The 14,008-nt window shown below is 57.8% G+C and carries 9 protein-coding genes; 6 read left to right on the top strand and 3 right to left on the bottom strand.

The window, feature by feature from the left end:
* Positions 1-193: 193 nt before the first annotated feature.
* Positions 194-4,330, top strand: coding sequence for a hypothetical protein (locus NW818_RS05515; protein ID WP_414424034.1), 4,137 nt, complete (start codon positions 194-196; stop codon positions 4,328-4,330).
* Positions 4,331-4,357: 27 nt separating this feature from the next.
* On the opposite strand, the gene NW818_RS05510 is transcribed toward NW818_RS05515, so the two are convergent.
* From NW818_RS05510 to ffh, 3 genes are read right to left on the bottom strand one after another with little or no spacing between them, the layout of a single operon-like run.
* Positions 4,358-5,419: a histidinol-phosphate transaminase gene (locus NW818_RS05510; RefSeq protein ID WP_414424033.1), complete on the bottom strand. Its 1,062-nt coding sequence runs from the start codon at positions 5,417-5,419 to the stop codon at positions 4,358-4,360.
* A gap of 48 nt (positions 5,420-5,467) precedes the next feature.
* Entirely contained in the window at positions 5,468-5,926 is a 459-nt protein-coding gene (locus NW818_RS05505) for a tRNA (cytidine(34)-2'-O)-methyltransferase (RefSeq protein ID WP_011431928.1), read from the bottom strand.
* A gap of 9 nt (positions 5,927-5,935) precedes the next feature.
* A complete protein-coding gene (gene ffh, locus NW818_RS05500) occupies positions 5,936-7,399 on the bottom strand; it encodes a signal recognition particle protein (protein WP_011431929.1) in 1,464 nt (487 codons plus the stop codon).
* A gap of 166 nt (positions 7,400-7,565) precedes the next feature.
* Between ffh and NW818_RS05495 the strand changes: the two genes are divergently transcribed.
* From NW818_RS05495 to NW818_RS05475, 5 genes are all read left to right on the top strand, one after another.
* Positions 7,566-9,014, top strand: a complete 1,449-nt coding sequence (locus NW818_RS05495; protein ID WP_414424032.1) for a carotenoid oxygenase family protein — start codon at positions 7,566-7,568, stop codon at positions 9,012-9,014.
* A 691-nt stretch (positions 9,015-9,705) separates the two neighbouring features.
* Positions 9,706-10,434 carry a hypothetical protein gene (locus NW818_RS05490; RefSeq protein WP_414416362.1) on the top strand — a complete coding sequence of 243 codons (729 nt, stop codon included), beginning with the start codon at positions 9,706-9,708 and terminating at the stop codon, positions 10,432-10,434.
* Positions 10,435-10,516: 82 nt separating this feature from the next.
* Positions 10,517-10,795, top strand: coding sequence for a hypothetical protein (locus NW818_RS05485; protein WP_414342480.1), 279 nt, complete (start codon positions 10,517-10,519; stop codon positions 10,793-10,795).
* A 67-nt stretch (positions 10,796-10,862) separates the two neighbouring features.
* On the top strand, positions 10,863-12,590 hold the full coding sequence (locus NW818_RS05480) for an ABC transporter permease (protein ID WP_011431934.1): 1,728 nt from the start codon (positions 10,863-10,865) through the stop codon (positions 12,588-12,590).
* 22 nt (positions 12,591-12,612) lie between these two features.
* On the top strand, positions 12,613-13,986 hold the full coding sequence (locus NW818_RS05475; RefSeq protein WP_414424031.1) for a nitrate/sulfonate/bicarbonate ABC transporter ATP-binding protein: 1,374 nt from the start codon (positions 12,613-12,615) through the stop codon (positions 13,984-13,986).
* Positions 13,987-14,008: the final 22 nt, after the last annotated feature.

Raw genomic sequence — 14,008 nt, 5'->3', positions numbered from 1 at the left:
TTGTCGCTACGCGACGCTAACGCGAACGCGTCAGCGGGACGGAGTCCTTGCATTTCACAAAAGCTTGAATTGAATCGAGATGTTTTGTGAGTTTGCAAATGGCTACATAGGTAGTTGTGGGCTACGTGGGGATTATGAAAAAAATTAAGACTTTTGGCACAGCGGCAATTTTCGCCAGTAGTCCGGCACTAGGATGGCTTCCAAGTATACCCGGCGGGATCCCATGTATGTATATTGCCCGGAGGAGTTTCTGGGAAGCAGAACCCAGTGCAACCTAGAAGCATTGATAGAACGGCTGGAAGAGGGGGGTCGCACCCTTTTGAGCCAGTTGTTTGACGTTCGTTACCCTTACTGGAAGCGTAATCTCCGCAACAACATTCGCTTGGTGGGGGAGCTGCGCTATGTAGGCGAGGTACCCGTTCTGGTTTTGTTTGGCCTCTGGCCGAGAGGCAGTCACGAATACCGGGAGTTCTTAGACCGACGGCGAGATCCGGATTATCAAGAACGGGTGCGGACCTGGGTGCCCGATGACCGTTTGCAGGCGTGGCTGGCGCAGCGGCACGAACCAGGGGATCCGCCAAACCATCTCCCCCCTCTGCCCGACGAGCTGTATGAATGGACACAGTTCTTGAATGCTCCCAATCCGCAGGAGCGGCTGGTGTTGGAAAGTGGGGAATGGGTTCGGCAAGTACGGGCCCTTTCTCCAGAGCAGCGGCGCCAGGCTTACCAAGCAGTATCCCGCTTGGTAGATGACATTGAAGGCAGGCTCTACCGGCAGCTCCCGCCGTTTTATCTGGAGGCAGAGGTCAAATGCTGGCAGGAGGGATCCCTGTATCTGGCCGTCAGCTTGGTACAAGTCTGGGAGCAGCCAGGGAGATTGTTTCCATTTCTCATTGGAGTTTACGACCACGCCCCAGAGCAAAAGGAACGGTTTGAGCTGGGATGCCAAACCTGCCTCTTTGGGATGAAAGCCAAGCAGCCAGACATTCTCCAGCACCCGCAACCTTTGGAGGTGTGGAAGCGGTACGCCCGTCGCGCCTACCCCGACTACATGGTGGCGGATGAGACCATTTGGTTGGAAATGCAGGAGATCACAGAGGGAAATTTGGCTTTGTCCATGGAGGAGGAAGAAATCCTGCAGAGTACATCCATGCCCCTACTGATCAACGGAAGGGCCGGGAGTGGCAAATCTCTGATGTTGTACTACCGCTTTGCCGACTATTGCAGCCACTACCTCAAAACTTCAAAACAGAGACCTCTTGAGTACCGCCCTCTCTTTTTGACCTATAGCCCAAGCTTGGTGCAGCAAGCCCGCGACAGGGTAAGTTCAATTTTGCGCATCAGCCACCGCTATCGGGAGGAGGGGTGCAGCTTCTCCACGGAGGAAATTCAGCAGTGTCAAGCTTTTTTTAGCACTTTTCAGGATTACCTGCTGAACTGCCTTCCTGCCGAGCGGCAAGAACGCTACCAACCGGATCGGTATGTCAATTTTTATCGATTTCAGAGCTGGTATTGTGGTCGCCGCGATGTAGAGCTGGCTTGGCACACCATTCGCACGCTGATCAAAGGCTATGAGGTCAGTGACTATTTGGATCCCGATAGCTACCGAGAATTGCCTGAGGCCGACCGCAGTGTGGATGAAGAAGCCTTCGAGCGGATTTACGAAGAGATTTGGCCGGGTTACCGGGATCGAACCACCCATGAGGGCTACTGGGATGACCAAGATTTGGCCAGAGATGTGCTGCAAAATGGCACTCTTAATCCTATTCATCCAGTCATTTTTTGCGATGAGGTTCAGGACTTTACCCAACTTGAGCTGAATATCATTTTTTGCTTATCTCCTTGGGGAAAATACAAGTTGGATTGGGCTATTGATCGCCTGCCCTATGCCTTTGCCGGGGATCCCTTGCAAACCATTAACCCGACGGGATTTCGTTGGGCTGCTCTGAAAAAATATCTCTACGAGCATATCCGCGCCTACTTGTTGCCGAGCCATCCCTTTGAGATTGCAGGCCCGCAGGAGCTGAGAAACAACTATCGCAGCAATCCACAAGTTACTCGTTTTAGCAATGTAGTCAACCTGTGGCGGCGAGTTCTCAGCAAGAGTCGAGAAATCTATCCCCAACAGCCCTGGCGTCCCCATGAGCAGGGCATGCCGGTTCAAAGGTTTGTGCTGGATGGTCAGGAAAGAAACTTAATCGAAGATGAGCTTAGAAAAATGCTTAGTGATCTCACAGGAACAGTCTGTATCTTACCCTGTCCTGTGGGAGAGGAGCTGAACTACGTGCGTCAGGATCCCGAACTCCAGAAGATCTTTGCCGAGGAATTGAAGCAGAATCTTAAACCACCGCTCCTGCAAACTGCTACGTCTGTTAAGGGAATGGAGTTCAAAAAAGTTATCCTCTACAAGTTTGGAAACGCCTATCGACAAAACTTTAACCGGCAGCTTAATTATTACGCCCGAGGAGCTGGGGAGGCGATATCCCTGCAACTCCATTATTTTCTCAACCAATTGTATGTCGGCATTACCCGCCCCATCGAGGCCCTGGCCATTGTGGACACCTCTGCCGGTTGGCGGGAGTTCTGGGATCCAAGCTTAGAATCCAACTCTTGGCTCGATCATCCTTCTCTGCAACCGGATCGGTCGGAATGGGAGACCGACCCACCGGTATTGGGTTACCCTGTCAAAGGCATCAATATCCAGTACTGGACCAATACAAGCTTGGAAGATCTGCAGGAGGCAGCTCTTGAGCTTCTCAGGCGCGGCATCGAGGAGGGCAACCTCAAACTTCTGGAGGATGTTCAAACTCTGGCGCGGAAGGCAAAAAAACCACCTCTAGAACAGGAATGTCAGGCCTGGCTCCTCAAGCTCCAGAGGGATTACGTTTCCGCAGGGCAAAAGTTCCTGAGCCTGGAGCAGTCTGCTTTGCCCAACAAAAATCTTAAACGAGAAGCCTGGGAGTGCTTTTGGAGAGGGAAGGCCTGGTTGGAGCTGCAGCGTAACGCCGCCTACTTTGCCGGATGTCCTGGGATCCCAGACTACAGCCCCTTGGTGGACTTGATGGTGGTGGTGCAAAAAAACTCCGCCAAGCCTGCAGAGCGCTTTCGACAACTGGTGCGGGTGCGAGATTGGCTGAGCGTTGAAGTCAGCCCCAAAGATAGGGACTTCGTCCCGCTTACACGAACGGATTCCACCTGGAAAGAGTGTGTACAGCAATTTTTGGCAGAGCTTGAGCAAGTTCTCAACAACTTGGGAACTTTCTGCCCCCAGGAAGAGGCCCGCAGCTGGTTTTTGCAAGAGACCCTTGAGGCTTTGAAGGGACGTCTGGCCTTTCTCGGCCAGCGGCAGCCGTTCGCGAATCAGTACTACAAGATTTGGGGTATCTGTCACTTCTATCGGCAGGAATTTGAGCGGGCGGTAGAGGTTTGGGATCAGGGGGGCCAAACGGAGCATTCCCCCTACTACCGGGCCAAGATCCACCTGGAACCCCTTCCCGGCAAGGTGAGGTGGCTATCCAAAGACCGCCAAGACTCGGTGGTGCTGGACCGATGGCAAGAGGCAGGACGTCCCCTCACAGGCGAGTGGGCAGAGTACATCGGCGACGTCGTCACCAGTCTGGAGCGCTTGAAAGACTGGCCGCTGATGCTGCGAGTTCTGATCCAGTGCCGAGAGTGGGAGAAGCTCTGGAAAACGGTGCAGGCCCATCCTCAGGCGTGGCAGCGGGGACATGACTACGAGCTGGTGGCTGCCATGGCCCGGGATATCCGGACCAACTGGGAAGACTTAAGGCGCAAATCCCCTGGGCTGCGAGATTTTCTGCAGGAAGTGGTTACCAGCACACAGATGGAGCGGGCCTGGTGGCTACAGCCCCTGGAGGTAGGCTTGGCTTGTGAGCGATTGGGCCACTACCGAGACACGCTCAGGTTTTACGAGCGCTTCACCGAAAGCAGAACCGGCAGGCTGACCAGGCAGCAACGCTCTCAAATTCGGCAGCGCTGGCTGGTGACCCACCAAAGGTATCAAGAGGTTCTCCAAGCGGAGGGGCGCCCAACAGATCGTTTGGCGGAGGAGTTTCGACAGGCTCAAGAGCGTTGGAGGGAGCAGCTGCCCCAGGCAGAACCTGAGCTGGACGAACGGGATCCCTGGGCGCTTGACTTTGTGGAGCACCCCAGCCCTGTCCAAAGTTGGCTGCTGCAGCGGGCCCAAACCGACACCCAGAGCCGACTCAGAGCGGAAATCGCCCAGGCGCTGGAGCATCTGGACGAACGACACTTGCAGCAGGTGCACAGCTTGATCCAGCGCTTTTCGCGCGCCGACCCATCCACCTAGGCTGGCTCCGAACGCAGGCCGGGAGGCCTATTGCAGGATTTGGCGCAGGCGCTCCAAGGCCCGTCGGTTCTCTTCAGGGGTGCCCACCGTCAGACGCAGCCCCCCACCCGTGTAGCGCACACCAGTCCCCAGCTCCTGCCAGGCCCGCTGCAGCTCTTGGGGATCCCAGCCGGCCACCCGGAAGTAGAGGAAGTTGGCTTGGCTGGGCCACACCCGCACCCCTGGCAGCTCCTGCAGAGCTCGATAAAGGGCTTCCCGCTCCTGACAAATTAGCGTCACGTCGGCCAAAAGCTCCTCGGCATGCTCCAAAGCCATCTGAACCGCCCACTGAGAAAGGGCCGTGAGGTTGTAGGGCAGGCGGATCCCATCCAACACCTGCACAAGCTGCGGATGACCCACAGCATAGCCCACCCGGTGGGCCGCCAGGCGAAAGGCTTTGGAGAAGGTGCGCAAGATTACCCAGTTGGGATGCTCCGCCAATTTGGGCAGGGCTGTGTGCCGGCTGAACTCAAAATAGGCCTCATCCAAAATCACCAGAATCTCTTCGGGTAGCCCTTCCACCCACTCCCACTCTGCAGCCGTCAGGCCATTCCCCGTCGGCGAGTTGGGATCCACCAGGCACACCACCCGAATCGGATGCTCCCTCAAAGCCTGTTGACATCGCTCTAGATCCAGAGCAAACGTCTCCGGGTCGCGGGGAACCCGCACCACTGGGATCCCCAGGCTCTGGGCCAGGATGGCGTACATGGAGAAGGTGGGCTCTGCCACCAAAATACCGCCCCGCCCGCCCAAACAAGTGGCAATCAGCAGCGAGCGAATCAGCTCATCCGACCCATTGCCCAGGCTGATCTGCTCTGGCTCCGCTCCGGCATAGGCGGCGATGGCCTGCTTCAGGCCCCGGTGGTGGGCATCGGGATAGCGGTTGCTGGGGATCCCCTTTTCCCAAAGGAGGGAGAGCTTCTGCTTGAAGCCCACCGGCCAATCGAGGGGGAACTCATTGGCATCCAGCTTGTCGGCAGCCGGGGCAGGCACGGCGTCGTAGGGCTTGAGGTAGAGCAAGTCGGGGCGCAGATACTGCAGAGCACACATCTTCCTGACGGGGAGAAGTAGCTATTATATCAGGGCCAACCCGACCACTTATTCTTTTGTCAGGGATCCCTGCTGACGTAGCGCCTCAAAAAGGGCAATCGCTACGGCATTGCTGAGGTTCAGGCTGCGCACCGGCCCCCGCAACGGAATGCGCACGCTGGGATAGGTTTCCAAGAACAGAGGATCCAACCCCCGGCTTTCGCTGCCGAACACCAACCAGTCTCCCGGCTGATAGGTTACTTCCGTATAGAGGGCTTTGCCGCGCACACTAAAACACCAGAACCGGGCCTCAGGGTGGGCCTGCACCAGAGCAGACCAAGAGGGGTAGCGATACAGTTGGACGTGCTGCCAATAGTCCAGCCCCGCCCGCTTGAGGTAGCGATCCGAAAGGCGAAACCCCAGAGGATCCACCAGATGGAGAGGCGTATCGGTGGCTGCACAGGTGCGGGCGATATTCCCCGTGTTGGCCGGGATCTCTGGGGCAACCAAAACAACGTGGAAGGGCATAATCCTATCCTACTTGCCCCCAAATCCGCGGTTGCCGCCCCCTTTTTTACCCCCACCTTTGCCCGGCTTGCGGCTGGGCTGTTGCCGAGAGGGAGAGGCCGTTGAACGTCCGCGCCAACTGGGATCCCCGCCGGGAAGAGAGGTACGCCCACCCCCCCAACCCATACCGGGAAAACCGCCACCCATGCCCATGTTGCGCATCATGTCGCGCATGCGTTGAAAATCACTGACCAGTCGGCTGACATCCTCCAGCTTGTGGCCAGATCCGCGGGCCACCCGTCGTTTGCGGCTGACGCTGCGGGCCAACAGATCCGGGTTGCGCCGCTCTTCGGGGGTCATGGAGTTGATCATGGCTTCGGCGCGGGCCAGTTGGTCTTGTCCCTTTTGCAGTTGTTCCTCGCTGATTTTGCCCATCCCTGGCATCAGTCTCAGCAGCCCTGCCAAGGATCCCATGCGTTTGATCAGGCGCATCTGCTTGAGGAAATCGGTGAAATCAAACTGGGCAGTCATCATCTTCTCCGCCATGCTGGCGGCATCTCCCAGGTCGATTTCCTCTTGGGCTTTTTCCACCAAGCTGAGGATATCCCCCATACCCAGAATGCGGGAGGCCATGCGATCCGGGTAGAAGGGATCCAGCGCTTCCACCTTTTCGCCGACGCCGATGAACTTGATGGGCTGGCCGGATACTTGGCGAATGGAGAGGGCGGCTCCACCGCGGGTATCCCCATCCAGCTTGGTGAGAATGGCCCCAGTGATGCCCAAGCGCTCGTGGAAGGCTCGGGTAAGGCTGGCTGCCTCTTGGCCGATCATGGCATCCACCACCAGCAGGATCTCGTGGGGCTGCACCGCCGCCTTGATCCGCTCCAGCTCCGCCATCATCTCCAGGTCGATCTGCAAACGACCGGCAGTGTCCAAAATCACGTAGTCGTAGCCCTGCTGCCGGGCCGTCTCCACCCCCTGCCGGGCAATCTCGACGGGATCTGCTTTGCCCAGGTCGAAAACGGGGATCTGAATTTGCTGGCCCAGCGTCTTGAGCTGGTCGATGGCCGCCGGACGGTAGATGTCTCCGGCCACCATGAGAGACTTCTTGCCCTGCTTGCGCAAATACAGAGCCAACTTGGCGCAGGTGGTGGTTTTCCCGGATCCCTGCAAACCGGCCATGAGGACAATGGTGGGAGGCTGCTCCGCTTGGGCGATGGGCACGTTGGCTTCTCCCATCACCTTCACCAGCTCGTCGTGGACAATCTTGATGAACTGCTGATCCGGTGTCACCCCCAGGATGACCTCGGAGCCCAGGGCAGCTTCCCGCACATCCTCGATAAACTGCTTCACCACCTGCAAATTGACATCCGCATCCAGCAGGGCTCGCCGCACCTCCCGCAGAGCTTCTTGAATGTTGGTTTCGGTGATCTTGTCCTGGCCGCGCAGCTTTCTCCAGGCCAATTCCAACTTCTCGGAGAGGGCATCAAACATGGGTACTGTGGATCCTGTCAGGCGCTTTGGGGGCATTTCCTACCATAGTCGAATCGGGGCGACTCCATCTTGGGGATCCCAACCAAGGTGGCTATCCCGGCCCAGAAAAACTGGCGACTTCACAAAAGTTTAAGCAACAATAGAGGGCGTTGCATGCAGATCTTCCATGGTCAGCGTCGCTTCCCTTCCCTACAGCACCACCGACTGGCAATTGGGCTATCGCTCCCTATCCCAGGAGTACGACTATTGGATTACGGAGATCGAAGGACGGATCCCGGCAGGGTTGCGGGGAACCCTGTTTCGCAACGGCCCGGGCAAGCTGGAGGCGGGATCCCAGCGCTACGGACACCCGTTCGATGGCGACGGCATGGTCTGCGCCATCACCTTTGTGGGGGGGAAGGTTCATTTTCGCAACCGGTTTGTGCGCACCCGCGAGTTTGAAGCAGAGGAAAAAGCCGGTCGGGTGCTCTACCGAGGGGTGTTTGGCACCCAAAAGCCGGGCGGCTGGTGGAGCAACTTTCTCGACTTGCGGTTTAAAAATCCCGCCAACACCAATGTCATCTACCAGGGAGACAAGCTGCTGGCCCTGTGGGAGGCCAGTGCCCCTTACCGGCTGAACCCGGCCACCTTGGCCACCGAGGGGATCGAAACGTTTGCAGGAGGGATCTCGGCCAACCAGCCTTTCACTGCCCATCCCCGGCGGGATCCCCACACGGGAGATCTCATCGCCTTTGGGGTGCGGGCTGCCCAGAACTCCACGTTGCTGTTTTATCGTCTGGACTCGCGCGGGCGCTTGGTGGAAAAGCGGGATTACCGCCTGCCCGGTTTTGCCTTCCTGCACGATTTTGTCTGGACACCCCGCTACCGTATCTTTTTCCAAAATCCCTTGGCTTTCAACCCCCTGCCGTTTGTGTTGGGCTGGCAACCGGCGGGCACCTGTTTGACCTTGAAACCGGGGGAGCCGACCCGCATCTGGCTCTTTCCCCAGGGCAATAAGCCGCTGCAACTGGAAACGGAGCCGGGGTTTGTTTTCCATTTTGTCAACGGCTACGAAGTCGGGGATCGGGTTGTGGTGGATGCCGTCCTCTATGAGAGCTACCCTGCCCTGGAGCCGGATGCCGATTACCTGCAGATTGACTTTGCCCAGATTCCGGCGGGCAAGCTGTGGCGGTTTTATCTGCATCCCAAGGCGGGCAGTGTGCGCCGAGAACTGCTGCTGGATCGCTCGGTGGAGTTTCCGGCCATCCACCCGGCTCAAATGGGGGGATCCCACCGCTACATCTACATCGGGGCCACCCATGCTCCTGGCCCCAATGCTCCTCTGCAAGCCATCCTCAAGCTGGATACCGCCACAGGCCGCACGCAGCAGTACAGCTTTGCCCCCCGCGGCTTTGTGGGAGAACCGGTGTTCATCCCCGATCCAGAAGGTCAGGGCGAAGAGGCAGGGTGGATCGTGACGGTGGTTTTTGATGCGGCCAGCCAGCGCTCTCAAGTGGTGATCCTAGAAGCAGCCGACCTGACAGCCGGCCCGGTTGCGCGGATCCCATTGCGGCACCACATTCCCTATGGCCTACACGGCAGTTTTACTCCCCAGGTGTGGGCAACGCCTGCCTAAACGGTGAACCCCAGGAATGGCTAATGGATCCCATCGGCTCGGGAAAGATCATGCGCCCCAGCCTTTGCGGGAGCCCTGGGGATCGGCCAGTCGGATCCCGGCTGTGCAGAAACACCTCCAGTCAGCGTTGCTGGAAAAAACTACAGATACTCATCAATATCAATGGCCCTGTCTGGGGAATAGACATCCTGCAGCCTGAGAACCATTCCCTTGGAACAGTTGCTACCATTGGCTACAGGTCGGCTACAGTGTTGACAACTGCGGGCAAGGGCAGCTGCTAGGAGTTTCCCAATAGAAGCAGAATGGAAAAACGCTGTTGGGCATTGTTAGGCTAATGGGTGGTGTGCTGAGCAAGCCTTGGGTCAAGAGCAAAGCTAAAGCTATAGCCTGTTTTTGCAACGGTAAAGTAAATGTTTGCTGCTGAGCATTTTGGACTGACTGCAACGGAACCGTCACAATGTCCTCCGATCTGAGACCTCCCTTTCGACCGGTACGGCCCCCCAGACCCAGCTCAACGGGTGAGGCCAAGGGATCCCTGTCATCAGCGAAAGCTCAGGATCCTGCGGCAGCTCCTGGTGCTGTTCGCGACAGCGGGACGGAGTCCTTGCAGCCTGTTGTCAGTACCACTGCTAGCTTGGAAGAAAAGAAAGAGCGAGTCTGTTTGGAACCCATCCCCCCGCCTGGGGAGAAGATGCAATACCGAGCCATCGGCCTCATCGAAGGGCAATACATTCCCTCCCCAGAGCACTTTACCCGCGGGATTTTGCGCACCTCGGATGGCTTGGATCTGAATGCCGTATTGCTGGGCCGGGTGATGAGCCTGGTACGGAAGCACCTGAAGCCGGAACGCAACTACCTGTGGGTGGTTTATCCTCGCACCCGCGACAAAACCGAAGATCTGCACGTGCAGTTGCTGGGGGTGTGGGCCCCAGAAGAAATGGGGCGAACTCTCCCCGAGGGATCCCGTCCAACAGTGGTGCCGGATTGGTTTTCCATCCGGGGCGAGGTCGTTTTTCAATCGCAGGAGAAAGGGTTCATCATTGTCAAGATCCGTCAATCGGGCAAAAAAGCTTCCGCCAACTCTCCCTCTCAGCGAGTCCAGAAGGATGGAGCCGCAGCCCCCAAGCCCCAAGCCTTCAAATTGCGCCTGATCGGATCCCTGCCGGGCAAAGGGGTAGGCAATTTCTGGGATCTGCAGGTGCGCCGCCGCGGATCCCTGCTCTATGTGGAGGCGGGCACTCCCATCGGCCCAGTACTCAAAACGCCGCCGCGCCCACGCCTGAAGCGTTCAACCCCCCAACCCAAAGCCAGGAAGAGTTCCACCCCCTCGACACGTGGGGAAGCGTCTATTCAAGAGCCGTTTTATCCTCTGCGAGATCCCACAAAAGTACCCAAGCCGGTTAAGAGAAAACGCCCATAAACTGGGCTAGTAGATCCTGCTTTAATGGAGCTTTTCATGTTGACCTTCTTGTTGTGAACCATTCTTTTACCCTGGTTAGGCCGTGGCAGAACCAACTCCTCCCAACAAAGATGAATTCATTTCGCCTCGCTATCCCTACTGGGGCGAAGTGAAGCCGCAGAACCTAGTTTTTGATGCCAACCTGCAGGAATTTAGCAATAAAGTGTCCTTGATTTGTAGCTTGGAAACCGGGGGCAAAATTACCCCGGAAGAAGCCTACCGGCAAATCAAGGAGCTGTGGAAACAACTCAAACAGACCAAAAAAGCCATCTTGGACGATCCCCAGTGGAAGGAGTCTCCCCCCGACTTGCCGGAAGAGTAGCCGGCTGGATCCTGGCTAACCGCAAACGGTGTACACTGGGCGCGGATGCCGGGCTTAGTCAGGGAAGATGAGGACTTTTCCTTCGCCGGAGGCGCTGCGTCGGCTGCCAGCGGGGGCTGCGGATGGGGCCATCATTCTGGGCACGTTGGTTCTCCTGGCCTTGGTGGCGCAGGTGGGGGTAGGGGCTTTTGAGCGGTTTCAGCCCCCGGCGGTGGTGCCCCGGATCGACTTGGATCCGCGCAACCTGCCCTACTATGCGGCCCGCTCCACCTTGCGCATGTTCATTGCCTTGGCCTTTTCCACCCTTTTTACCTTGATCTATGGCTACATTGCTGCCAAAAGTCGCTGGGCCGAGCGCATTTTGATCCCTCTGTTGGATGTCTTGCAATCGGTGCCGGTGTTGGGATTTCTCTCCATTACGGTTACCGGCTTTATTGCCCTTTTTCCCGGCAGCTTGCTGGGGCTGGAGGCGGCTTCTATCTTTGCCATCTTCACCAGCCAAGTCTGGAACATGACCTTTTCCTTCTACCAATCCCTGCGCACGCTGCCTCAAGAGTTGGTGGAAGCGGCTACCTTGTATCGCCTGTCGGGGTGGCAGCGCTTTACCCAGTTGGAAGTGCCGGCGGCAATGGTGGGCCTCATCTGGAACGCCATGATGAGCTTTGGCGGAGGGTGGTTCTTTGTGGCAGCCAGCGAAGCCATCAGCGTGCTCAACCAGGAATACACGCTGCCGGGCCTGGGATCCTATGTGGAAGCGGCCGTCCAGGCGGAGGATCTGCCCAAGCTGGGCTGGGCGCTCCTGACCATGGCTGGGGTCATCCTGCTGGTGGATCAGCTTTTCTGGCGGCCTTTGGTGGCTTGGTCGGATAAGTTTCGCCTGGAACAGAGCAGCGGGGCTGCTGCCCCCGAATCCTGGCTGTACGATCTGCTGACCACGGCGCGGATCCCGCGGCTGATCGGCAGTTGGCTGTCCCCCTTGGCAGAGTTGGTGGATCGGCTGTTGTCCTATCTGACTCGCCCGCACTGGGTGGATCCCCTCAGTCCTGAGGCCGAGCGACGCCGCGAGCGGCTGCTAACCCAGCTTTCCCGGGCAGCTATTGGCGGCATTGGGATTTGGATTGTTTATTTTGTGGCTACCACTGTGGGCTTTGGAGAGGTGATGCTGACCTTCGGGCTAGGGATCCTCACCCTGCTGCGGGTTAGCGTGTTGCTGGTGTTCGCCACGGTGATCTGGACTCCCATTGGGGTGGCCATTGGCTTTAATCCAAAACTGGCGAAACTGCTGCAGCCGGTGGTGCAATTCCTGGCAGCTTTCCCGGCCAATTTCCTTTTTCCCTTTGCCACGTTGTTTTTTATCCGCGCCCAGATCAGCATTGAGTGGGGCAGCATTTTGCTCATGTCGTTGGGGGCACAGTGGTACATCCTTTTCAACTCCATTGCCGGCGCCCAGAGCATCCCCACGGACTTGCGAGAAATGGCTGTGGATGTGGGCTTACGAGGATGGCAGCGCTGGCGAAAGCTGATCATTCCAGGGATCTTTTCCGCCTGGGTCACCGGGGGAGTCACGGCCAGCGGCGGCGCTTGGAACGCCAGCATTGTCTCGGAGATTGTGGCCTGGGGATCCACCACCCTGACGGCTACGGGGTTGGGCACCTACATTGCTGAGGCAACGGCGGTGGGAGACTGGCCCCGCATTACCTTGGGCATTGGCATGATGAGCTTGTTTGTGGTGGGCATTAACCGTCTGTTCTGGCGACGGCTGTATCAGTTGGCGGAAGAAAAGTATCACCTTTAGTCTTTTCAATTTCTGAGGCAATATGAGCTCTGCAGCTTCCCCCGTTTTGATCGAGGTCGAGAAAGTCTACAAGCGCTTTCCTTTGCCAGAGGGCAAGGGGGAGTTTACCGTTTTAAGCCAGATTGACCTGCAGGTGCGGGCTGGGGAAGTCTTGGCTCTGCTGGGCCGTAGCGGCAGCGGCAAAAGCACCCTTCTGCGCATCATGGCGGGCCTGATCCCCCCCAGTCAAGGGCGGGTGCTGAGCAACGGCCAGCCTCTACGTGGGCCTAACCCAGATGTGGCGATGGTGTTTCAAAGTTTTGCCCTTCTGCCTTGGCTGACGGTGCAAGAAAATGTGGAGCTGGGGCTGCAAGCCCGAGGGATCCCCCGCGAGATCCGCCGGCAAAGGGCCCTGAAGGCCATTGACCTGGTGGGCTTGGATGGGTTTGAGAGCGCTTACCCCAAAGAGCTTTCGGGGGGCATGAAACAGCGGGTGGGCTTTGCCCGCGCCTTTGTCTTGGAGCCCAAGGTGCTGTTTATGGATGAGCCCTTCAGCGCCTTGGATGTGCTGACTGCCGAAAACCTGCGGGGGGAAATTGATGAGCTGTGGAACGCCCAAGCCTTCCCTTCCCAAAGCATCCTCATCGTTACCCACAACATCGAAGAGGCGGTGTTTTTGGCAGATCGGGTGGTGATTCTGGGATCCAACCCGGGGCGGATCCGGGGGGAGGTGAGAATAGATCTGCCGCGGCCTCACGAGCGCACGGATCCCCGCTTTAAGTCCTTGGTGGACTACATCTACGAGATCATGACCAACCCCGAAATTGCTGTTACCGGAGAGGTGGCTCTGCCTGCGCTGGCTGGTGATAAGGCCACTTCCCCCTATGCCCTGCCTCTGCCCCATGCGCGGGTAGGCGGGATCAGCGGTCTGCTGGAGTTGATCGTGGAGTGGCCGCAAGGGCGGGCGGAGATTGCCGATTTGGCCGAGCGGCTGCAACTGGCCGTGGACGACCTGCTGCCTATTTTGGATGCGGCGGTACTGTTGGGGTTTGCCGAGGTGACCGGCAGAGTGGTGCAACTGACCGAAATTGGCCAGGACTTTGCCAACACCACCATCCTGCGCAGCAAGGATCTCTTCCGACAACAGCTATTGGCACGGGTGCCCGTGTTCCGCAGCATCTTGCAGACCCTGGAAGAAAAAGGCAGCCGCTCCATGCGAGCGGACTTCTTCTTGGATCTTTGGGACGAACACTTCCCCCACGCTGAAGCCGAACGGCAGTTTGCCACCGCCATTGACTGGGGACGCTATGCAGAGCTGTTTGAGTACGACGCCTCGGAAGAACGTCTCTATCTGCCCGAGCCAAGCGAGAGCTCCACTGCTCAAAAGCCTGTCGGTCTCAACTCTCGTTCCGAGTAAACTACCCGGCTCCGACCGCTAA

It is taken from the genome of Synechococcus sp. R6-5 (assembly GCF_047461775.1).
Lineage (GTDB): Bacteria > Cyanobacteriota > Cyanobacteriia > Thermostichales > Thermostichaceae > Thermostichus.
This window is presented reverse-complemented; position numbering and strand designations above follow the sequence as displayed.